The organism is Paenibacillus sp. YIM B09110, assembly GCF_037167145.1.
GTDB lineage: Bacteria > Bacillota > Bacilli > Paenibacillales > Paenibacillaceae > Pristimantibacillus.
This window is the reverse complement of the sequence record NZ_JBANSP010000009.1, coordinates 61,797-83,503: the sequence shown is the minus strand read 5'-3', so window position 1 is coordinate 83,503 and position 21,707 is coordinate 61,797. Positions and strand designations below refer to the sequence as shown.

General features: G+C 44.5%; 19 protein-coding genes. 15 read left to right on the top strand and 4 right to left on the bottom strand.

Annotation, left to right across the window (positions count from 1 at the left end; all coding sequences use genetic code 11):
• Nucleotides 1-29: 29 nt before the first annotated feature.
• The 4 genes from V8F51_RS15245 to V8F51_RS15230 all read left to right on the top strand — a co-directional run bounded on the left by V8F51_RS15245 (nucleotide 30) and on the right by V8F51_RS15230 (nucleotide 3,133).
• A complete protein-coding gene (locus V8F51_RS15245; RefSeq protein ID WP_337101141.1) occupies nucleotides 30-1,112 on the top strand; it encodes a Gfo/Idh/MocA family protein in 1,083 nt (360 codons plus the stop codon).
• A gap of 467 nt (nucleotides 1,113-1,579) precedes the next feature.
• Nucleotides 1,580-2,308 carry a DsbA family protein gene (locus tag V8F51_RS15240; protein ID WP_337101140.1) on the top strand — a complete coding sequence of 243 codons (729 nt, stop codon included), beginning with the start codon at nucleotides 1,580-1,582 and terminating at the stop codon, nucleotides 2,306-2,308.
• Nucleotides 2,301-2,753, top strand: coding sequence for a disulfide oxidoreductase (locus tag V8F51_RS15235; RefSeq protein WP_337101139.1), 453 nt, complete (start codon nucleotides 2,301-2,303; stop codon nucleotides 2,751-2,753). The genes V8F51_RS15240 and V8F51_RS15235 overlap by 8 nt, the downstream gene beginning before the upstream one ends.
• Before the next feature lie 149 nt (nucleotides 2,754-2,902).
• Complete coding sequence (locus tag V8F51_RS15230) at nucleotides 2,903-3,133, top strand: hypothetical protein (RefSeq protein ID WP_337101138.1); 231 nt, start codon at nucleotides 2,903-2,905, stop codon at nucleotides 3,131-3,133.
• A gap of 71 nt (nucleotides 3,134-3,204) precedes the next feature.
• Here V8F51_RS15230 and arsC read toward each other — a convergent pair whose 3' ends face one another.
• Genes arsC through V8F51_RS15215 form a run of 3 tightly spaced genes read right to left on the bottom strand, consistent with a single transcriptional unit; the run spans nucleotide 3,205 to nucleotide 5,282 of the window.
• Nucleotides 3,205-3,630: an arsenate reductase (thioredoxin) gene (gene arsC / locus V8F51_RS15225; protein ID WP_337101137.1), complete on the bottom strand. Its 426-nt coding sequence runs from the start codon at nucleotides 3,628-3,630 to the stop codon at nucleotides 3,205-3,207.
• A gap of 37 nt (nucleotides 3,631-3,667) precedes the next feature.
• Complete coding sequence (locus tag V8F51_RS15220) at nucleotides 3,668-4,960, bottom strand: arsenic transporter (RefSeq protein WP_337101136.1); 1,293 nt, start codon at nucleotides 4,958-4,960, stop codon at nucleotides 3,668-3,670.
• Between the two features lie 13 nt (nucleotides 4,961-4,973).
• Nucleotides 4,974-5,282 (bottom strand): ArsR/SmtB family transcription factor, encoded by a 309-nt coding sequence (locus tag V8F51_RS15215; RefSeq protein ID WP_337101135.1) that lies wholly within the window; start codon nucleotides 5,280-5,282, stop codon nucleotides 4,974-4,976.
• Nucleotides 5,283-5,508: 226 nt separating this feature from the next.
• On the opposite strand from V8F51_RS15215, the gene V8F51_RS15210 reads away from it, so the two are divergent.
• From V8F51_RS15210 to V8F51_RS15200, 3 genes are all read left to right on the top strand, one after another.
• Nucleotides 5,509-6,852, top strand: coding sequence for an FAD-binding oxidoreductase (locus V8F51_RS15210; RefSeq protein WP_337101134.1), 1,344 nt, complete (start codon nucleotides 5,509-5,511; stop codon nucleotides 6,850-6,852).
• A gap of 148 nt (nucleotides 6,853-7,000) precedes the next feature.
• Nucleotides 7,001-7,333, top strand: a complete 333-nt coding sequence (locus V8F51_RS15205) for an ArsR/SmtB family transcription factor (protein ID WP_337101133.1) — start codon at nucleotides 7,001-7,003, stop codon at nucleotides 7,331-7,333.
• A 47-nt stretch (nucleotides 7,334-7,380) separates the two neighbouring features.
• On the top strand, nucleotides 7,381-9,582 hold the full coding sequence (locus V8F51_RS15200) for a heavy metal translocating P-type ATPase (protein WP_337101283.1): 2,202 nt from the start codon (nucleotides 7,381-7,383) through the stop codon (nucleotides 9,580-9,582).
• A gap of 91 nt (nucleotides 9,583-9,673) precedes the next feature.
• Here V8F51_RS15200 and V8F51_RS15195 read toward each other — a convergent pair whose 3' ends face one another.
• A complete protein-coding gene (locus tag V8F51_RS15195; RefSeq protein WP_337101132.1) occupies nucleotides 9,674-10,288 on the bottom strand; it encodes an NAD(P)-dependent oxidoreductase in 615 nt (204 codons plus the stop codon).
• Nucleotides 10,289-10,468: 180 nt separating this feature from the next.
• Here V8F51_RS15195 and V8F51_RS15190 point away from each other — a divergent pair, with 180 nt between their 5' ends.
• The 8 genes from V8F51_RS15190 (at nucleotide 10,469) to V8F51_RS15155 (ending at nucleotide 21,615) form a co-directional block, all read left to right on the top strand.
• Nucleotides 10,469-11,494 carry a helix-turn-helix transcriptional regulator gene (locus V8F51_RS15190; RefSeq protein WP_337101131.1) on the top strand — a complete coding sequence of 342 codons (1,026 nt, stop codon included), beginning with the start codon at nucleotides 10,469-10,471 and terminating at the stop codon, nucleotides 11,492-11,494.
• A 161-nt stretch (nucleotides 11,495-11,655) separates the two neighbouring features.
• A complete protein-coding gene (locus tag V8F51_RS15185; protein WP_337101130.1) occupies nucleotides 11,656-12,618 on the top strand; it encodes an ABC transporter substrate-binding protein in 963 nt (320 codons plus the stop codon).
• Between the two features lie 114 nt (nucleotides 12,619-12,732).
• Nucleotides 12,733-15,090 carry a helix-turn-helix domain-containing protein gene (locus V8F51_RS15180; RefSeq protein ID WP_337101129.1) on the top strand — a complete coding sequence of 786 codons (2,358 nt, stop codon included), beginning with the start codon at nucleotides 12,733-12,735 and terminating at the stop codon, nucleotides 15,088-15,090.
• A gap of 197 nt (nucleotides 15,091-15,287) precedes the next feature.
• Nucleotides 15,288-16,943: an ABC transporter substrate-binding protein gene (locus V8F51_RS15175; protein WP_337101128.1), complete on the top strand. Its 1,656-nt coding sequence runs from the start codon at nucleotides 15,288-15,290 to the stop codon at nucleotides 16,941-16,943.
• A gap of 174 nt (nucleotides 16,944-17,117) precedes the next feature.
• Complete coding sequence (locus V8F51_RS15170) at nucleotides 17,118-17,984, top strand: ABC transporter permease (protein ID WP_337101282.1); 867 nt, start codon at nucleotides 17,118-17,120, stop codon at nucleotides 17,982-17,984.
• 13 nt (nucleotides 17,985-17,997) lie between these two features.
• On the top strand, nucleotides 17,998-18,879 hold the full coding sequence (locus V8F51_RS15165) for a carbohydrate ABC transporter permease (RefSeq protein WP_337101127.1): 882 nt from the start codon (nucleotides 17,998-18,000) through the stop codon (nucleotides 18,877-18,879).
• A 50-nt stretch (nucleotides 18,880-18,929) separates the two neighbouring features.
• Complete coding sequence (locus V8F51_RS15160; RefSeq protein ID WP_337101126.1) at nucleotides 18,930-20,618, top strand: glycoside hydrolase family 2 protein; 1,689 nt, start codon at nucleotides 18,930-18,932, stop codon at nucleotides 20,616-20,618.
• A gap of 4 nt (nucleotides 20,619-20,622) precedes the next feature.
• Nucleotides 20,623-21,615 (top strand): Gfo/Idh/MocA family protein, encoded by a 993-nt coding sequence (locus tag V8F51_RS15155; RefSeq protein WP_337101125.1) that lies wholly within the window; start codon nucleotides 20,623-20,625, stop codon nucleotides 21,613-21,615.
• Nucleotides 21,616-21,707: the final 92 nt, after the last annotated feature.

The following is a 21,707-nucleotide window of genomic DNA, read 5'->3' as shown; positions in this document are numbered from 1 at the left end:
ACATATTATTTAGGAAGAAGGATTGGACAATGAGTAAAAAGCTGCGTATTGGGATAATCGGAACTGGTGGCATTGCCAGAGCACACGTATCGGCATATAAAAAGCTGCCGTACGTTGAGATTGTAGGTGTGGCAGACGTCATTGCGGGTAAGGCGCTCGCGTTTGCAGAAGCCGAAGGGTTGAAAGAAACAGCTTCATTCGACAGCCACACCGAGCTGTTGCGAATGGATTTGGATGGAGTCAGCATTTGCACTCCGAACGTATCGCATCATATCACGACGGTCGATTCTTTGCGCGCAGGTAAAAACGTTCTGCTTGAAAAACCGATGTCAGTCACGCTTCAAGAAGGAATAGAAATGACGCAGGCAGCGAAGGAAAGCGGGAAGATGCTTACGTTAGGCTTCCAACCGCGCTACGATCCGAATATGAAACTTCTGCAAACGATCGTGCAATCCGGGCGTCTCGGTAACGTCTACTACGTCGAAACAGGCGGCGGACGTCGCAGAGGTATGCCTGGAGGCACATTCATAAGTAAAAAGCTTGCAGGAGCAGGCGCAATGGCCGATATTGGATGTTACTCGCTGGATATGGCGCTAAATACGCTTGGATATCCTCGTCCACTAACCGTATCCGCGTTTACATCTAACCATTTCGGTACAAATTCACTTTATCATCCGGAGTCGAGCAAGTTTGAAGTCGAAGATTTCGGCGTGGCGATGGTCCGTTTCGAGAACGATCTCGTGCTGCAGTTCAAAATATCTTGGGCGATGCATATGGATACGCTCGGAGCGACGATGTTCCTGGGCACGGATGCGGGGTTAAAAGTAACGCCGGCAGGTGCTGGTCCTTGGTCGGGAGTGTGGGACGGATCCGTCGGATCCATAACTCTTTATCATGATGAATTCGGCGGCCATACATCAACGCCGATCCCGCTGGTTCAGCATCAATTGAATCTGTTCGATCAAAAAGTGCATGATTTCGCTGAAGCGGTTCGGGATTCAAGACCTGCACCTATTCCTGGCGATCAAATTCTCATCCAACAAGCTATCATCGACGGGGTGTTGCGATCAGCTGAAGCTCGGCGCGAGGTTTCGGTGGAGCTGCCGCATTAACTTATTTGAGGAAAGCAAAAAGGGGATTTGCCGAATTGGCAAATCCCCTTTTTGTAGTACGCCTTATAGCTTACTAGTATGCGACCGAAACATTAAGTATAAAAAATAAGGTGCGCCAATCCGGCGAATCGAGTGAGATTAACTTTCTGACCTAACGATTGAGCGGTGGACTGATCTCCACCAGCGGCAGCAAACAGAAACGGTGACTGGTGAAGATCATACCGAATGGCTAGGCCTCGTTGACTCGGTGGACGGAGATATTTTGGACGTCAGCACAGAAAGAATACTATATGATAATCCTCACACTGGTTAATGGAAACTAAATGGAAACATTTTTTCAAGGTAGTGCAACATGTCTCTGAAAATAGCCCCTTTTAGTCATTTGCGATTTAGCTTCATGCTGTAGGATGAAGAGAAACAACAAAAAGCGGAACTCATTTTTTATACCGCAGAACAGGAGAATACCCATGTCTGTTAAAGTCAAATTAAAATCTAATTCTACCGTCTCCACAAAAAAGTCTAATCCCGCAAAAGTCCCAGTTATGTTTACGACTATCATTGTTGCTTTATTCGTGATCATCTATTTCATTAGTCATGCAAATAGCGGACAAAAGGAAGCAGAGCGTTTTGCCAACCCGCCTTCAATTGTCGACCAGCCCATCATTGGCAGCGAACAGGCCGAGGTGACCATGATTGAATTTGGAGATTATAAATGTCCATCCTGCAAACTATGGAGTGAAAAAATATATCCGCAACTGAAAGAGAAATATATGGACTCGGGACTTGTAAAGCTCGCCTTTATTAATACTTTATTTCATGGAGAGGAATCGACATTAGGCGCACTTGCTGGTGAAGCCGTGCTGTTGCAAAATAAAGACGCTTTCTGGGAATTTAATGAGGCAATGTTCGCAGCACAACCGACATCAGAGCATAATACAACGTGGATAACCATTGAAGAGATTGCGAAGATAGCGCAATCAATTCCGACGAAGATCGATATTGCAAAGTTAATCAATGATGTAACCAATCGTTCGACTTCTTCTCAAGTCGACACTGATACGGGTATTGTTACGAAGTATCAAATTAATGAAACTCCGGCATTGCTTATTAATGGCATTAAGGTTAGTAATCCGTTCGATCTGAACGAGATAAAAAAACTGATCGATACGGAAATCGGCGGTGTCCAGAATGAGTAAGAAGCTAGCTTTCCTTCAGAACTATTTGCTCTACTTCGCATGGATCGTTTCTATTATTGCAACATTTGGCAGCTTATACTTCAGCGAAATTAAAGGATATATTCCTTGTGAACTTTGTTGGTATCAGAGGATATTCATGTATCCTTTAAGCGTACTTCTGGGAATTGCCGCTTATAGAGGGGATACGACCATTAAGAAGTATGTATTACCTCTAAGTATGATCGGGGGAATGATCTCGATCTATCACTATGCGATACAAAAGATACCTGGGTTTCATGAGATTAAACCTTGTACGAATGGTGTTCCATGTAACGTCGATTACATAGATTGGTTAGGATTTATTACGATTCCGTTGCTTGCTGGAACTGCTTTCATCCTAATTATCTTTATTTTATTATTCGTTAGAAATAGTAAAGACAGAGTCCTAAGTCCTTGCAACAACTGATTAACGAAGCCCATATAGGCGAAACGATTGTTATACCGGAAGGAAGTTATAACGGCCCGATAAACATTGATAAATCGCTAAAGCTGTAGACTAGCTCCGAGGCTGAAGTCATCGTTAGGAAGACAACTTCCAAACCCGCTGTTCAAATCATGGCTGACAACGTTTCTTTGGTTGGATTGACGATCAATGACGAAACGGTTAGTAAGCGGTCTGCCATTCTTGTTCAAGGCAACGGAGTGCTGCTGGATCATTTGCATATTCGTACCGGCTCCTTCGGCATTAAGATGAGAAGGGCTAACAACGGAGAAATTCGAAACACCAGCATCGTGTGGGCAGGAGTGATTGCAGAGCGTCCGATTAAGCTCTCAGATAAAGGCTAACGTTAGACCGAGAACCAGTGCCGAAGCGGCTTAATTCTGCGGAGAATAATAGATCGAGAATGAGCACGACTCTACTTCCCATCTCTCACGAACTGTTCGATCCGAGTCTTGATGGCGTCTCTGACAGAACGGAATTGTTCCATGATTTCTTCTTCCGTGCCAGTCGCTTTGGCTGGGTCATCAAAACCCCAGTGCCATTTGGTGACATTTGGATTACTAATGACAGGGCAATGTTCATCAGCATGTCCACAAAGCGTAATGACATAAGTTGCACGATTCAATATCTCTGGATCAATAACATTAGAGCTATTACCGCTAATATCTAGACCGGCTTCTTTCATGACTAGAACTGCTCTCGGATTCAAACCATGCGCCTCAAGTCCAGCACTTTTGACTTCGAATTTATCTCCACCAATGGCGTTCAAGAAACCATCAGCCATTTGACTCCGACATGAATTCCCCGTACATAGAAAATAAACAAGTGGTTTGTTAGACATTATTAAAGACCCCTTTGAAATGGAATTTTTATGTTCATCAGCCTACAACTTTAAGCCAAAGATAAAGCCCGGATAATGTAATAAAGAGGACAGGTACGGTTAGGATAATACCCGTTTTAAAGTATGCTCCCCAGGAAATCTTGACCCCCTTACTGGACAATACGTGCAACCAAAGCAAGGTAGCAAGCGAACCGATAGGGGTAATCTTTGGACCTAAGTCAGATCCAATGACATTCGCATACACGAAAGCTTCATGAATGACTCCCGTAGAGTTCGTATTATGAATGGCAAGCGCATTAATCATGACTGTCGGCATGTTATTCATAATCGATGAGAGGATAGCGGCTATAAATCCGGATCCTACTGTGGCTGCAAATAAGCCTTGATCGCCGACCCATTTAAATACATCGCCAAGTTCATCTGTCAGTCCAACATTTCTAAGTCCATAAACAACGACATACATTCCAATGGAGAATGTAACTACTGCCCATGGCGCACCTTTTACAAGCTTCCAGGTATGGATCTCCCTGCTTTGACGAGCAAGCACCAAGAAGATGATGGCTGCAACACCAGCTATGATCGATACCGGTATACGAATAAACTCGCTTGTTAAATAAGCGATGAGAAGAACGGCGAGAATAAACCATGAATTCTTAAACAGGCGCATGTCCTTAATCGCATCAACCGGTTTCTTTAATTGTGCCAAGTCATATTGTTTAGGTAAACTTCTCCGATAGAAGAGGAAGAGTACAAGTAAACTTGCCGTGACAGAAAAGAGAGTAGGGACAATCATACGACTGGCATATTCCGCAAATCCTATTCCGAAAAAGTCAGATGACACGATATTAACCAAGTTACTGACGACTAGCGGAAGGGAGGCGGTATCAGAAATAAAACCGCTTGCCATGATAAAAGGAAGAATCATTCGATCATCAAATTTCAACGCCCGGACCATGGCCAGTACAATAGGCGTTAAGATAAGAGCAGCACCGTCGTTAGCGAAGAAAGCAGCAACCGCCGCACCTAATAGAATGACGTATACAAACATTAAAATACCTTTTCCTTTGGCAGCTCTAGCCATGTGAAGCGCGGCCCATTCAAAGAAACCGATCTCATCGAGAATGAGAGATATTAGAATAACCGCAACAAACGCAAGGGTTGCGTTCCATACGATTTGCGTTACATCCCAGACATCATGAAAATCTACGACACCAAAGATAAGTGCAATTACTGCACCGCCACAAGCGGACCAGCCAATATTAAGACCTTTTGGCTGCCAAATAACGAACACTAACGTTACTAAAAAAATAATTGATGCAATTGCCAGCATAATGCCTCCTGGTTTACGTACAGCCTTTTACTGCATTGATTTTCTCTTGCATTGATGGAAGTTGATCGATTATCTGCTTCAAATAATCTTTGTCATCTAAGTTCAATGAATAGTAAATCCACTGACTTCGGCGTTCCTCGTTAATTAGACCGCCGATTCTAAGTTTTTTTAGATGTTGGCTAATGTTCGGCTGGGTTGTTTCTAAAATCTCTACGATATCACAGACACACATCTCCCGGTGCCTTAGAAGCGCCATAATTGTCAACCTTGTTTTATCTGAGAGAAGCTTAAGGTTATCGGACATTTCCTCAATCGGTTGCAAATGTTTGCCCCTTTCTGTAACAAGCTTTCTGACTACAGAGTTATTATATACGTGATTAGTTATATAAGTAAATGATTATATTAGTGATTGATTATATTTGTTTGCGGCTTTTTTTACAATATCAGCAGCAGCCCATACCTGTCTGATAGACCATTCATACGATAAATGGTATCTGCCTAATTCGTTGTAGAAATGTACACTCATTTGAACATAGGGAGTTGGATACGTGAAATCATTAACGAAGCTTACTGGACGAGTGATATTTAAGGGAGATCCGGGATATGACGCAGCTCGGAAGAATTGGGATCCGCATACCGACAGATTTCCGAAAGTATTTGTTTTTGCTCGAAGAACAATAGATGTAGCAAATGCAATAAAATGGGCCAACAAAAATAACGTCCCTATTCGGCCTAGAAGCGGAAGACATGCTCTGGAGACCAACCTTTCCCAGGTCAACGGAGGCATTGTCATCGACGTTAGCGAAATGAAAAAAATTAAGTTGAATAAAAAATGCAGGACTGTTGTGGTTGGTTCCGGTAACCGGGTAGGAAGAATCGTAGATACGTTGGCACGTAAAGGATTTATCGCACCATTTGGTGACAGTCCAACGGTTGGAATCGGCGGCATTACGCTTGGCGGGGGAATTGGTCCGATCCAAAGGACGACTGGCCTCATTAGTGACAATCTGCTCGAAATCGAAATGGTTGACGCTAAGGGAAAAGTAATCCGTGCAAATAAAAAACGCAACTCCGATCTCCTGTGGGCTTCCCGCGGTGGCGGTGGAGGCAACTTCGGCGTATATACCAAATATAAATTCAAAGTACTGCGTGCACCAGTCAAAGCTACCGTATTTAACATTACATGGCCATGGAATCAGTTCGAAGCCGTAGTGAAGAAATGGCAGCAATGGGCTCCTTCCACTAGCACCAAATTGGGCAGCGAGTTATCCGTCGGTCCAAAAAAAGGCGGCAATGTCAGCATGCTAGGACTGTATCTCGGTTCTAAAACAGAGGCTTTACGGTTTTTAGAGCCCATTCTAAGCGTTGGAACGCCTACGCAAAAAACGATCAAGCTGCTGCCCTACCTGCAAGCAACGAAATTTTTGTTAGCTCCCGATCCGGTGCTTTCTCAAAAATTCAGCAACCAGTTCTCCAGCGGCTTCGGCAATCGCCCTTTCCCGGATAAAGCCTATAAAGTTATGCGCGAGTTTTTGGAAAAAGCTGAGGGCGGTACTCCGGCAGGCTTCTTCTTCCTCAACTGGGGCGGAGCTATTAGGCGTATCGCACCGAAAGCCACCGCTTTCTATTGGCGTAAACCGCAATTCTATGTAGAGTGGAACAGCTCATGGGTTAATCCGTCTCATGCTGCAAGAAATATTGCGTTAGCTCGGAATACCAGGAAGAAGCTGCAGTCATATATCGTTGGCTCCTATATAAACGTACCAGACCAAGGTATTAAATGTTCCGGACCTGTTTATTATGGCAAGAACTATCCTAGACTCCGTAGAGTTAAAGCTAAGTATGATCCGACAAATGTATTTAATAATCCTCAGAGTATTCCACCGGCATAATCGAGACTCTATTTGAGCGAAGAGCTAAAAAAGTCGCGTAATCTCGCGGCTTTTTTTATTTTTGAATCTAAGTGAATTTCATATTAACATATTCTAATATGATGGAGTATAATACATATTAGGACAGAGTAATATGACGGAGGTAAATATGAATCAAGACCTGTTAAATACAAAAGTGAAGTTTATTCGCGGGTTTGGAGATAAGACGCGCATTCAAATTCTTGAATGTATTCAGAATTCGGAGAAGACCGTAACTCAAATCATCGAGGAAGTCCAGGCAAGTCAATCGAGCGTTTCCCAACATTTAGCTTGTCTCAAGGAATGTGGGCTCATCACGAATAGGCAGCACGGAAAGTATATCTATTACAGTTTAAGCAACGAGAAAATTAGACTTCTCCTAACCATGATTGATGATGTGTTTGCGGAAGTCCAAACAGAAGTAGCCTGTTGTGACCGACATTTCGAAAAGGTTGAGGAGTGATTGTCGTGTCAGGTAAAGAACTTAAGTTCAAAAAAGAGCTAATAGTCATGCCGGTATCGAAACAGGAATCAACCGATGTCTCAGTCTGCGAGGACAAGTGTTGTGCATCTTCTGGAACGGTAGAAAAGTTAGGATTCTCAATTAATCAGGTTGAACTTAAGCAGAATTTCAAAACTTACTTTATTCAAGGCATGGATTGCAGTTCCTGTGCTCTTACTCTTGAAAATCATTTAAGACAGAATCCAAGTGTCAAAAACGTCACTGTAAACTTTTCTACAGCAAAAATGCACATCGAGCATGAAAATAGTATTGAGGATATTATTAAGGAAGTTGGTAAAACAGGCTACAAGGCTACACTTTCATCAAAAAATAGATCCACGGCCATAGAACAGCGACAAAATCACCAACCTGCAATGATTTTATCTGGGGTTCTACTTCTACTTGGATTCATAAATAGTCAATTAAATATCGACTCGATGCTAAGTACGATACTGTATGCATCTTCAGTTGCCATTGGCGGCTACAAACCAGCTAGAAGTGCATTTTACGCTGTTCAAAGCCGATCGTTAGATATGAACGTTCTTATGACAATAGCTGCAATAGGTGCTGTACTAATTGGTGAGTGGTTGGAAGGGGCTACTGTTGTTTGGCTTTTTGCATTGGGGAATGCGCTGCAAACAAGTTCTATCGAACGAACGAGAAATTCGATTAGAAGCTTGCTCGATTTGGCACCTCCAATTGCGTGGGTAAAACGCAATGATGAACTATTTCAAGTACCAGTCGATGAGATACAGTTAGGCGAAATTATTATCGTGAGGCCTGGCGATAGGGTAGCTCTAGATGGCGAAGTTGTCTCCGGAGTGTCAACGGTTAATCAAGCGCCTATAACCGGTGAATCAATTCCTGTCGAGAAACAGGTAGGGGATACTGTATATGCAGGTACAATTAACGAACATGGCACCTTGGATGTTAAGATAACAAAACATGTTGAAGACACGGCCATCGCCAACATTATTCACCTAGTCGAAGAGGCGCAAGAGCAGAAAGCTCCTGCACAAGCCTTTGTAGACAAATTTGCAAAGGTATATACACCAATAGTCTTTGTTCTTGCCTTAGCGACGATTGTATTGCCACCGATTTTCGGGATGGGATCATGGTCAGAATGGTTTTATCGCGGGTTAGAATTGCTCGTTGTGGCATGCCCTTGCGCGCTGGTCATATCAACTCCTGTAGCGATCGTATCCGCTATTGGCAACGCGGCGAAAAATGGGGTACTGATTAAGGGAGGGACGTCCCTTGAAACAGCCGGAAGATTAAGCTCCATCGCTTTTGACAAAACAGGAACACTGACCGAAGGCAAACCTAAAGTAACGAGCATCATCACGTATGGAATTGAAGAAAATGAATTGTTATCTATCGCTAGAACGCTAGAAGAGAGTTCGTCCCATCCCATTGCACAAACCATCGTTCGGTATGCCAAAGACAAAGGTGTATCTATTCAAACCGGAGGGCAATTCAACAATATTGTCGGGAAGGGAGTTCAGGGTCAAATCTCTGGAGTTGAGTATTTTGCCGGAAATCTAAAGTTGTTTAAAGATTTAGAGATCCCTATTTCTCCTATTGAAGAACAGGTGGAACAGCTCCAGAGCAGCGGCCACACACTAATCATCATCGGAACGACGGATACGATAAAAGGTATTATTGCTGTGTCGGATTCAATTCGAGGGACAACGTTAACAGCTTTAACAGGACTTCAAAATATAGGTCTGAAAGAAGTCGTGATGTTAACTGGAGATAATGAAGGGACTGCCCAAAAAATAGCCTTCCAAGCGAATGTTTCTCGATATTTCGCGGAAATGATGCCAGAAGATAAAGTGTCTGCAATTAAGAAACTTCAATATGAAGGACATATTGTGGCCATGGTCGGCGATGGAATAAACGATGCTCCTGCACTAGCAACATCTGATCTTGGTATTGCCATGGGGGGCGCCGGTACGGATACAGCAATGGAAACTGCAGATGTCGTACTCATGGCCGATCATTTGGAGAAGTTGCCGCACACGATCAAACTTAGCAGAAAAGCAATGCGAATAATTAAGCAAAACATCTGGTTTTCGATTCTGATTAAAGGGATAGCCTTGACTTTAATTTTCCCTGGCTGGCTGACGTTATGGCTGGCTGTACTGAGCGATACAGGAGCTGCTGTATTAGTTATTTTAAATAGCATGAGGCTTTTACGATTTAAATAGAGGCCGTTAATCTGAATGCAACGTCAAAAGGCTACCGACTTAATTGGTAGCCTATGTTTAAATCGCGCACCGTTACAATCGACCGAGCTTACTAATAAGCGATGGCAACGGATTCCCGTTCATGTCGGCCGTTTTCGATTGCATCCAGGAGAAAAGCGGCAACATCATCGCGTGAAATACTGCGGCTAGGCTTGGGTGGCAGACCTTCGTAAGCGGATCGCCAAGTGCCTTTGCCCGCCTTGTCCTGTAACCCCATCGGGCGAGCAATGGTGTACGATAAGCCTCCATCGCGCAGTGTTGTCACGGCATTCGCGTGATCTTTGAGAACATGGCGAAGCATATACATAATCAGTTTGCCAACTAATCCATCAATTTCTCCATGGATCCCTGCCGAGGCGACATATGCGATACGCTGAATGCCATTGTCTCTCATTGCTGGAGTTAATGCCGCTGCAACTTCTGTAAGAAAAGTAGACGGGCCCATGCCTTCCGTACCCAAACAACTGATGACAGCGTCATGTCCGGCTATGCAAGCGGACAACTCCATCTGCGATGCAACATTCCCTTTGACGACTGTCAAATGATTGTGAGATTCCATTTTATCCGGAGAGCGGACGAAAGCCGTAACGTCATGACCGTTACGAAGAGCCATCCGAGTTACAATTTGACCTGTTTTGCCTGTTGCTCCAATAATAAATAACTTCATAAATGGGTCACACTCCTTTATTCATAGAAATAAATACTATCAACATGGATAGAAGTATACGCTGTTCAAAACGGAAAAGGAATCTTTAGTTAATGACTTGCTTCATTGACTTAAATATATCGGTATTATATGATGTTTTACATTGATAATGATTATCAATAAATTTAAATTGATATGGTTTTGTCAGTAAGAAATGGGGAGATTGGTATAGATAATTTTATTACCAGTAGCGTTGATTGGCTGGATCAATTCAGCGAAAGGTTATCGTTAGATGACAACAAAGAAACCCTATATCGATTTGAGAACAGCTCACATGGTGCATCAGGCATTATTCGGCATCTACGGCTGCGCGAAGGTATGGAGCTTGTTGTCAGTGATCTTACTTTTGGCGACTCACTGCAGATTCAATCTAAATCGGAAGGATCATGTCTTGAGCTTAGTTTCTGTATAGAGGGCGGAGTTAGCAATACAGTCCCGGGTTATTACGCTAAGACCCCAGAGCGTGCAGGACATGGATTCATGTTGCTTAGCAACCAGGTTGAAGGAATCGTTGATCTACTTGGGGGGAAACGCTCGTGTAAGGTGGAGCTGATGCTAGATCCTATCGTATGGGAGAGCTACGCGATGTTGTTCGGCGGCTTTGAATTACGGGAGGAGTTGCTCATGGAATTTGATAAAAATCCCTTCAATGCCAGCGAATATCGATGCTCTCCGGCCATATTGTCAATATTGCGTCAAATCATAGAATGTCCGTTTGAATCCCAGACCAGGGCTTTATTCTTAGAAGGCAAATCGCTTGAATTAATGGCCGTATGTGCAGAACAATGGCCCATGAATAGTAGAAATGCAGTTCATGAAACAAGCTTGAGATTGAGGAGGGAGGATAAAGAAAAAATCCATCAAGCGGGGCAATTGTTGGTCAGCCAGATGGAGCAACCCCCCTCTTTGCTAGCGATTGCGCAAGCAGTAGGAATAAACGATTGGAAGCTAAAAAAAGGATTTAGAGAACTTTACGGGACTACTGTATTCGGTTACTTACGTGATCGTCGATTAGAAATGGCGCTTAAACTCATGAGTCATGAGGGACTGAACGTAAATGAGGCATCATGTGCGGTGGGATATAATAATCCAAGTTATTTCGCGAGAGCGTTCCGTAATAAGTACGGTGTCAATCCCGGAGAATATATAAATGGATTTCGTTCCTAGCAGCTATTTTTAGATAGCTGCTTTTATTTTTTTGATTGATTTTCTTCGTATAGCGTCCGATTTCTCCGCCCAGTGGTAGATGAGAAGCTATAAGATGAATACAATTCTATAAGGTTGATAATTATTCTCAACTTAAATAAACTAGAACAGGGGTAATGGTTATGCGTTTAAAAAGCAAGATGTTCATACTAGTAGTAGGTATCTCAATTGTAATTGCAGGCTGCTCGGGCGGAGAAAATATCAATAATCAACATAATGAGGATATTACGTCTTCTTCTGAGTCAAACGACTCTAATAAAGATAAATTTCCACGCAAGGTAATGGGTGGTTACGGGGAGATAGAAGTGAAGACGGAACCCAAACGAATCGTTACGACAAATTACGAAGACAACGTATTGGCGCTAGGTTTGACTCCGCTTGGATCACACCGTAATCCAGACGACGAGGATGGTCACTTCGATTATTTAGGTGAACAATTGAAGGATGTCGAATTAGTCGGCGATTATAACGCGTTTAACTTTGAAAAGATGATTTCACTGCAGCCGGACTTGATAATTAGCACTAAATATGATTACGATGAGGAAAAATATAAGGATCTTAGCAAAGTAGCGCCAGTACTTACGATTGATTTTACAACGATGAGCTGGCAAGAAGTTCATATGGTCATCGGTCAGGCGCTTGGCAAAGAGAATGAAGCAAAAGATTTTATTGATAAATATAATAAGCGCGAGGCAGAGGTAAAGGAAAAGTTGAAAGCTGCTCTTGAAGGCAAAAACGTGACTTACATTAACCCAAATGAGAATAACTTTTGGGTATGGGGAACTAAGACAAGTAATGATGTTGGTCCGTTTTTATATCAAACGATAGGATTGGAACCTACGCCGGGACTGACAGATGACGGAGGGGAGCTAACGCTTGAAGGGTTGGCGAGTCTCGATCCGGATGTGTTGTTTGTCAGCAATAGCTATTATTCCGAAGAATATAAAGAAAGCGCGATTTGGAAAAATCTTAAGGCAGTCAAAAATGATCAAGTATATACGCTTGATAAAGATTTCCGTATCAAAATGTATTACCCAATAGGCGCATCTCAAAATTTGGAGGAACTTGTTAGTTTGCTGAAATAGTTCATTTAAAGATGTCAGTCGTCGGATATGATTCGGCGACTTTTTTTTGTTTCGTTCGAATGGGAGTTGAGGTATAGTAAGAATGTTTCGTTTATCTAGTTAAAGGAGTCGAATATGGATAATATTACAGGCTTACGCAAAGGGATCATTCGCAAACGGAGTGTATTTGTAACGCTGCTCGTTTCATACTTAGCGGTTTTTCTCATTCCCGTCATTATTGGCAGCTATGGCTATGTAAGGATCGAGCAAATCATGATCGATAACGCATACCGTTCTAATGCTGCGATGCTTGAACAAATTAAACATTTGATGAACACCAGGACAAAAGAAATTGATTATTTGATGAGGCAAGTTGCATTCAACCCCAAACAGCAGATGCTGATGAACGAAGGCAAGGGACCGCTGTCTGCGCGTAACCAATATGCATTCATCGAATTTATGAAGGAGCTGTCCAGATACAGCACGAGCAATAAAATGATCTTTGATTTTTATGTTTATTTTAGTGAAAGCGATACCATTCTAACGCCAACTTTGAAAACGGACTCAAAAAATTTTTATGACAATATTTATACATATGACGATATGTCTTACGAGGAATACAAAGAGAACCATCTGCTAGGAAAGCACTACAAAACCTACTCTCCCGCCCAGATAACCATTACCAAGGTTAAGGAGAAAAACATCATATCCTATGAGCAATCGTTGCCTTACGGGGAGAAAAACCAAATATTGGGGAGTATCTCTATCCTCATTGACGATGAACAAATTCGTGAAGCTTTGCAAGAAACGGAAGGCTTGCATAATGGATCGATCTATATCATGAATGAACAAATGAATGTCATTGTGGGACCGAATCAGGATAAGGCCGGGGTGCCGATCGATGAGCTCAAGCAGCGCTTAACCTCTGGCGGCAAAGGATTCTTATATCAAACAGAGGGTGAAGAGTTATTCGTCGCCTATACCCGTTCCGATCAGAACGGCTGGACTTATGTGTCGGCTTTCCCTAAAAAAGTTGTGCTGGAGCAAGTCAATACGGTGAAAAAATGGAGTATCATAACCGTTCTTATCTGTCTTCTTGGAGGCTTGCTAGCCTGCGTGTACATGACGAGACGCCATTATAATCCGATTCGTGAAGTGATCCGCATGATAAGGGGCAGGTCGGGGGCCGATTCTCCCGAAATGAACGAGCTGGCTTTCATAAAAGATACGGTCGATTCTTTGTTTGGCAAAGAGTATCAGCTTAAGAACAAGCTGTCACAGCAATTGCCGATTATCCGTACGGACTTCTTGTCTAGGCTTGTTCGCGGTCAAGTCGATGTACGATCGATTACCGAACAGGATATCGACTTTATGGGACTCAAATTCGATTCCGATTTGTTTGCCGTACTCATCATCGACATTGATGATGGAAGTCAATTTATGACGGAGGACAACGAACGGGAATGGGCCTTGATTCGTTTTGTCATGAGTAATCTTAGTAACGAAATGCTGCACAATCGAAGCTATTTTTTGGAATTAGCAAAAAATAGGGTACTGATTTTGGTCAATGAAGGCCGTGGCCCTGAGGAAGCGAATCAAGCTTTAAGAGAATATATTTCAGAGCTTATGGACCTCATGCGTAATAAGTTTAAAACGTGGATTACGGTTGGCGTCAGCAGATGGCATCAAGGACTGACTGGCATCAGCCAATGTCATGATGAGGCGATGCTTGCCGTTAGCTACAAGATGATCAATGGCTCCCACTCGGTTCTTTTTTACGATGAGCTGCAGCGATTGGATACGACGACCTTCCGTTATCCGCTGGATCTGGAGCTTCAGTTGATGAATTATACGAAGAACGGCGATACAGACAACATGCTCAGGCTGCTCGACCAGATTTATCAGATTAATTTTCATGGGAGTCAACTAACTCCGGATATGGCGTACTTCTTGTTCATGGGGTTGCTGAACACGTTGCTCAAAACACTGGATGCTCTTCGGCTCGATTATCGAACCTTTTTCCCTGGAGATGGCGATCCTACGAAATACATCATGGAAGTTGCAACAGCATCTCAAATGCATGAAAGGGTAAAAAATATATTTTTCAAAATATGCGAGGAGGTACGTGAAAGTCGGACTGACCATAACGAAGCCTTGTATCAAAACGTAAAAGCATTTGTAGAGAAGCATTACGCAGACAATAACTTGAATCTGACGATGATCGCCGATCATTTTAATCTCAATCCTGTATATGTTTCGGCGTTCTTTAAGAAGTACGGCGGGGAGAACCTGAACGATTTTACGACACGGGTTCGCATCGATCACACGAAGCGTCTGCTGGCCGAGGAGTTGACCGTGAATGAGATTGCCCAGCTTGTGGGCTATTCGAACAATATGGCGCTGACTAAGGTATTCAAAAAACTGGAAGGCATTACGCCGGGCATTTATCGTGAGCAGATACGCAAAAATCGGGCAGCCGACCATGAAAACTAGGCCGATATATATTTTGGCCAATCGATCTTGATATTGAACAACCGCAAATCTTGAATCGGAACAATGCGCCTTGAGAGCGCATTGTTTTCTTTGTAAGCGGCGAGAGTTAATGTGATGGCAAGGGGGCTGGCCGTATACGATTCGGTGTACTGCCAAGCTTCTCTATCATTTTTTTATTAATAGGGAGGGTACACAGATTGAACAAGGTAAAGGTAAAACGATTTTCGAAATGGATGGCAGCGGGGCTTATTACAACGGTAATGATCGCCGGCTGCTCCGGAAACAACGGAGGAAGCGGGGAAAGCAATTCCGGCGGCGGAGAAACGAACGGGAACGGCCAAGCGGCTGCAGGGACGGAGGTCGGTTATCCTCAATCGTTCTCTTATTGGGTTGAGCTCGATGGCGACTCTATGGTGACGATGTCTAATTTCAACGAGGTTGGCGCTTATAAAGAGTTCGAGAAAATAACGGGTACGAAAGTGGAATTCAAACATCCTGGCGGAGATTCAAATCAAGTAAAAGAACAATTCAATCTGTTGATAGCTTCCAATAATTTGCCGGATGTCATTCAAACCGGCTGGTTGAAGGTTCCCCGGGGTCCGCAGAATGCCATTAAGGAAGGGACGCTGCTCCGGTTAAACGATTTAATTAAGGAGCATGCACCGAATTTCCAGAAGTTTCTTGACGAGCACCCGGATGTCGCCAATATGATCGTAACAGACGACGGCGATATTTACGGTTTCCCATTTATTCGTATGGATGATCGGCAAAAGGTGTTTTTCGGACCGATGATGAGGGCGGATTGGCTGCAAAAAGTAGGACTTGAAGCTCCAACTACGATAGAGGAGTGGGAGAAGGTATTGACCGCTTTCCGCGATGGCGATCCGAATGAAAACGGCCAAAAGGATGAGATCCCGTTCCTTCTTGAGGTAGGGCAGGTGCGTGACGGAAATGCGAACTCTTTAATCGGGGCTTGGGATATACTGCTGCAATTTTTCCAGGTTGACGGAAAAGTAAAATACGGTGAAATCGAGCCTGAATTTGAAAATTTCGTTGCTACGATGAATGATTGGTACAAGAAAGGATTAATAGATCCGGACTTTGCAGCTGTAGACGGCAAGCTTAAGGATGCGAACGTAACCGGCCATAAACTCGGCGCGTTCTATGGATATTCTAGCGGCAGCTTAGGCAAATACATGGATCTTGTCAAAGACCATCCGACATTTGAGCTAAAGCCGACTCTTAACCCTTCAAGAGAAAAAGGGAAGCTTTCCGCGGCGGGACAGATCAGTCCGACCTATCCGGGCGATCATGTGGCTGCCATTACGACAGCTGCGAAACACCCTGAGGAAATCGTGAAGTGGTTTGACCTTGGCTATTCAGAACAAGGAAGCATGCTTTACAACTTCGGGGTCGAAGGCGAAAGCTATGAAATGGTGGACGGTGCTCCGAAGTATAAAGAGATCATTACGAAAAATCCGGAAGGACTGGCATTCAAACAAGCACAGGCAAGGTATATGCGCAGCCACTTTGGAGGTCCATTCATTCAGGACGTAAGCGGATTCCTTCAACAGATGAAGTTTCCACAACAGCTGGAAGCTATTGAAATTTGGGGAAAAGCAGAAAACAAGATTCAAATGCCGCCGATCACTTTGACGGCGGAAGAAAGCAGCAAGCTGGGCTCCATTATGAACGATATCAATACTTATTCCGAAGAGATGCTCGTTAAATTCATCATGGGCGTGGAACCGCTTGAGAACCTGAAGAACTATGCGGATACGCTGAGAAGCTTCGGCATTGAGGAAGCTATCTCCATTCAGCAGGCTGCGCTTGATCGTTACAACAACCGTTAATGCTTCATTCGAGGAAGCCGGGGGCTGGACCTTCGGCTTTCTTCTTTAAAGGGAGGATTACAAGTGTCCAAAATAAGCCATACATCCTTGCCGTTACAGCACAGCAATCAAGAACGATTTCAGCAAAATGAGCGCTTCCTGTCGAGACTGCTCCGCGATTTGAGAAAAAATCGGATGATCTATTTGATGCTCCTTCCCATCGTTGTCTATTATGCAATCTTTCATTATGGACCGATGTATGGCATTCAAATCGCGTTCAAGGATTTTATGCCGAACCGCGGAATGACCGGAAGTCCCTGGGTAGGTTTTAAACATTTCGAGGATTTTTTTGGCAGCTTTTTTTTCTGGCGAATTCTAGGAAACACACTGCTGCTAAGCTTATATAGTCTAATCTTTTGTTTTCCTGCCGGCATCGTTCTAGCTTTACTGTTGAATGAGCTTCGGAGCGGGAAGCTTCGGAAGACCGTACAGACGATCTCCTACATGCCGCATTTCATTTCGCTTGTCGTTATCGTAGGCATTTTATTCGATTTTTTGGCGAGAGACGGACTAATTAACAGTTTGTTGGCCTTTGTCGGCATAGAGCCCATTTCATTCATGAGATCGCCAGCTTGGTTCAGGACGCTCTATATTTCCTCGGACATCTGGCAAAATATTGGCTGGGGATCAATCGTTTATTTGGCTGCGATCAGTAACGTTAATCCAACGCTATATGAAGCTGCGAGAATGGACGGCGCTAATCGATGGAAGCAAATGCGGCACGTCACGCTTCCAGGCATTATGCCTACGGTCACTATTATGCTGATTCTGTTTATCGGGAAATTCATGACCGTAAGCTTCGAGAAGATCGTACTGATGTACAATCCCGTCATTTATGAAACGGCAGACGTGATCCAAACTTACGTTTACCGGAAAGGTATCATCGAATCGAACTTCAGCTACAGCGCGGCGGTCGGATTATTTAACGCCGTCATTAGCTTCGCGCTGTTAATTACGGCGAACGCCGTAGCCAAAAAGCTAGGCGAGACCAAATTATGGTAAGGAGACGGCGTACATGCTATTGAAACGATCGTTAGGCGAGAAAATATTCGATTCGGGTAACGCCGCTCTAATGGTGGCTCTGTCGGTTATCACTCTCTATCCGCTGCTATACGTTCTGTTTGCTTCTCTCAGTGCGCCTGAGTTTGTCGTGCAGAACAGAGGGATCATTTTATATCCCCACGGTTTTACTGTAGAAGCTTATAAAATGGTGTTCAATAATCCTAATATCGTATCCGCCTTCGGAAATACGTTGTTCTATGTCGCTGCCGGAACGGCATTGAATATTATTTTAACGGCGCTTGGAGCATATGGACTTTCCAGACGGAACGTGATGCTCAAAAACCTCATAATGTTTTTGATTGTGTTTACGATGTTTTTCGAGGGAGGCTTGATTCCTCTTTATCTAACCATCAAAAATATCGGGATGCTGGATTCACGCCTTTCATTGATCGTGCCAACAGCGATCAGCGCGTTTAATCTTATTATTATGCGTACCGCCTTTCAGGCGGTGCCAGAAAGTCTAGAAGAATCGGCTCGCATAGACGGTGCGGGGGATTGGACCATTCTATTTCGAGTCGTGCTTCCGTTATCGATGCCGGTTGTTGCCGTAATGCTGTTATTTTACGGCGTATCGCACTGGAATGCCTGGTTTTACGCCACAATTTTCCTGCAAGACCGTGATCTGTTCCCGTTGCAGCTCATCCTTCGGGAGATTCTAATCAGCAATGATACGAGCTCGATGGCGGCCGGCGTAAGCTCCTCTGATCAGATGACGGTTGGCGAAACGATCAAATATGCGACGATTATCGTAGCGACAGCGCCCATTCTCTTGCTTTATCCATTTTTACAGAAATACTTTGTAAAAGGTGTTATGATTGGTGCGATTAAGGAGTAGCTCGGAGTATTGCAATAGCGACTACACGTTGGAAAAGGAGAGATGTACGAATGATTCGTTTATTCGAAACCAATGAAATCCGTGAAACCCGTGAACTGGAGGGATTATGGGATTTTGCCGTGATTGATCAAGCCAGCAATGAAAAATCAAACTATAAATACCGTCTTCCGGTACCTGGCTGTTGGGAGATGCATCCGGAACTATTGACGTATCGAGGGAGGGGAATGTACCGGCGAACGATAGTGACGCAGAAACAAACGGCTTTAAGATTCGTATTCAAAGGCGTAAGCCATTCCGCAAAAGTTTTTTTCGATAATGTCGAAATAGGCGTTCATTATAACGCCTACACCGCCTTCTCTGTCCTCGCAGAGAAGGTTGAGCCCGGCGATCACGAGCTGAGAATCGAGGTAGATAATTCGTTTCACGAGGATTCATCGCTACATGTGCCTAACGATTATTACACTTATGGAGGCTTGATCCGTCCTGTAGTCATGGAGGAAATCGGCGAGGCATGGCTGGACCATATTCGCTGTACCCCGTTCCGAGAGAACGACATGTGGGGGGCGGAAATCAGCGTCACCGTTCATAGTCTTCATTCTTCGTCCCCCCAAGTTTCTCTGCGTGGGGAATTGGCAGGCAGAGTGATCGAATTAGGAGCAGGGAATGTCCGTCAAGATGAACCGCTCGTGCTGACTACCCGTCATATGTTTCCAGAAGCAGAGTCGTGGTCGGAGGACAGCCCTCGTCTTTACCAGCTTAAGACGTGGCTGCATCTTGATCATAAACCAGAGGCAGTAGATGACTTAATAGAACGCGTTGGTTTTCGCGTAGTCACGACAACGGACGGCAAGATCCAAGTGAATGGCTCTAATGTGGTCTTGAAAGGCTTTAACAGACATGAGGACCATCCGATGGCAGGCTCCGCCTTGCCCTTGCAACTTATGCTGAAAGACTTGGAGCTCATGCAGGACATGGGCGCTAATTGCGTTCGGACGAGCCATTATCCAAACGATGAACGATTTTTGGATTTATGCGACGAGTTGGGCATGCTTGTGTGGGAAGAGAACCATGCAAGAGGCTTAAGCCTGGACCAAATGCGCCATCCACGGTTTATCGAACAATGCGAAGCCGTGAACCGGGAAATGGTTGTGCAGCACGGCAATCATCCGTCTATCGTAACGTGGGGCATTCTGAATGAGTGTTCAAGCGACACCGAAGAAGGCAGAGTGCACTATAAACGCCAGCTGGAGCAAATTCGTGAGCTTGATAGCAGCAGACCGCTTACGTTTGCCTCCGATAAACGGACTAGGGAGCTCTGCTTCGATCTCGCGGATATCGTCTCGTTTAACCTATATCCACAATGGTATACGGAAGAAGATCCTGGTGAACTTATTGACGGTCTGCGAGAGTGGGCAAAAACGGCTGGCGGCGACGGGAAGCCGATTATTATGAGCGAATTCGGCGGGGATGGATTTTATGGTTACCGCTCTCCGTCAAGAGTGAAAGGTACGGAGGAGCGACAAGCGGATATTATTGAAAGGAATTTGTCTGCTTATACGAGCCGGGATTATATATCCGGGATGCTCATATGGCAATTTTGCGATTGCCGCGTGACGGAAGAGGGCCCATGGCCGATGTGGAGAGCAATGACGAAGAACAGTAAAGGAATCGTAGACGAATATCGACGTCCCAAGCTGGCCTATTCGGTCGTGCAACATTATTTCAAAGGCGGAAGGTGACGGGGTGTTCAAGCATCGGATCGTTCTCGTCGGACATGGTTCGATCAGCCGTGTTTATCTGAAAGCTCTCGAAGTGCAACCGAATGCTATGATCGCAGGCGTCGTGGGACGCGATGCGAATAGGGCTGAGCTCTTTGCCCTGCAGCATGGTATTCCCGTGTGGGGAACGGATCTGGCGGAGGTCGTTGTCAGGTCCGGTGCAACTGCCGCGGTCATTTGTACGCCCAATGCTCACCACTACGAAGCCGTTCTGGCCGCAGCAGCACTCAGTCTCCATTGTCTTTGCGAAAAACCATTGCATATAACCCTTCAGGGTCAGCGGGAAATGATCGAAGGCTGCAAGGGATCTGGGGTAAAGCTTGCCGTTTCCTATATGCGAAGATTCAGCAGACATTGGCAGCTCATTAAGCAAGTGATCGAGGAAGGGAAGCTTGGAAGGATTACGGCGATTGACGCCACCATTAAGCATTATAGAGATCCAGCTTATTACGATTCATGGCACGGAACATATGAATGGGACGGCGGAGGCCCGTTCATTCAGCAAGGAAGCCACTTGATTGATCTTGTTCAGTGGCTGTGCGGCGGTTATCAAGAGGTGACCGCTTCACGTATGTATCGCATCCTGCACGATATCGAAACGGAAGATCACGGTTACGCCGTCGTCAGATACGCAAACGGCGCTGTGGGCATGATCAATGTTTCAACGGCTTGCGTGGGAATGGGGAGGGAGCTTATCGAGATTTCCGGAACGAGAGGGTCCGTTTCGGCTGACTTCAATGGTATTGTTGCTTGGGAGATCGCTGGGTGCGAACCGCCGCTTCAAGCTGAAATGGCTATGGAGAATGAAGAGCTGTTTACCCTTCTCGTGGAGGACTTTCTTCGTTCTATCGAAGAAGATCGTCCTCCATTTGTAGAGGGCAAGACAGCGGCTATTACAAGCGAGCTTGTACACGAAATCTATTTGAAGGCTGGGGCCCCTATCGTTACAATGCGATAGATAGAGGTTTTTAATTAAAAGACGACTCGCCATTTTATTCGTAAATGGCAGTCGTCTTTTTGATAAGGTAATGAAAAGATACCTTGTGTAAA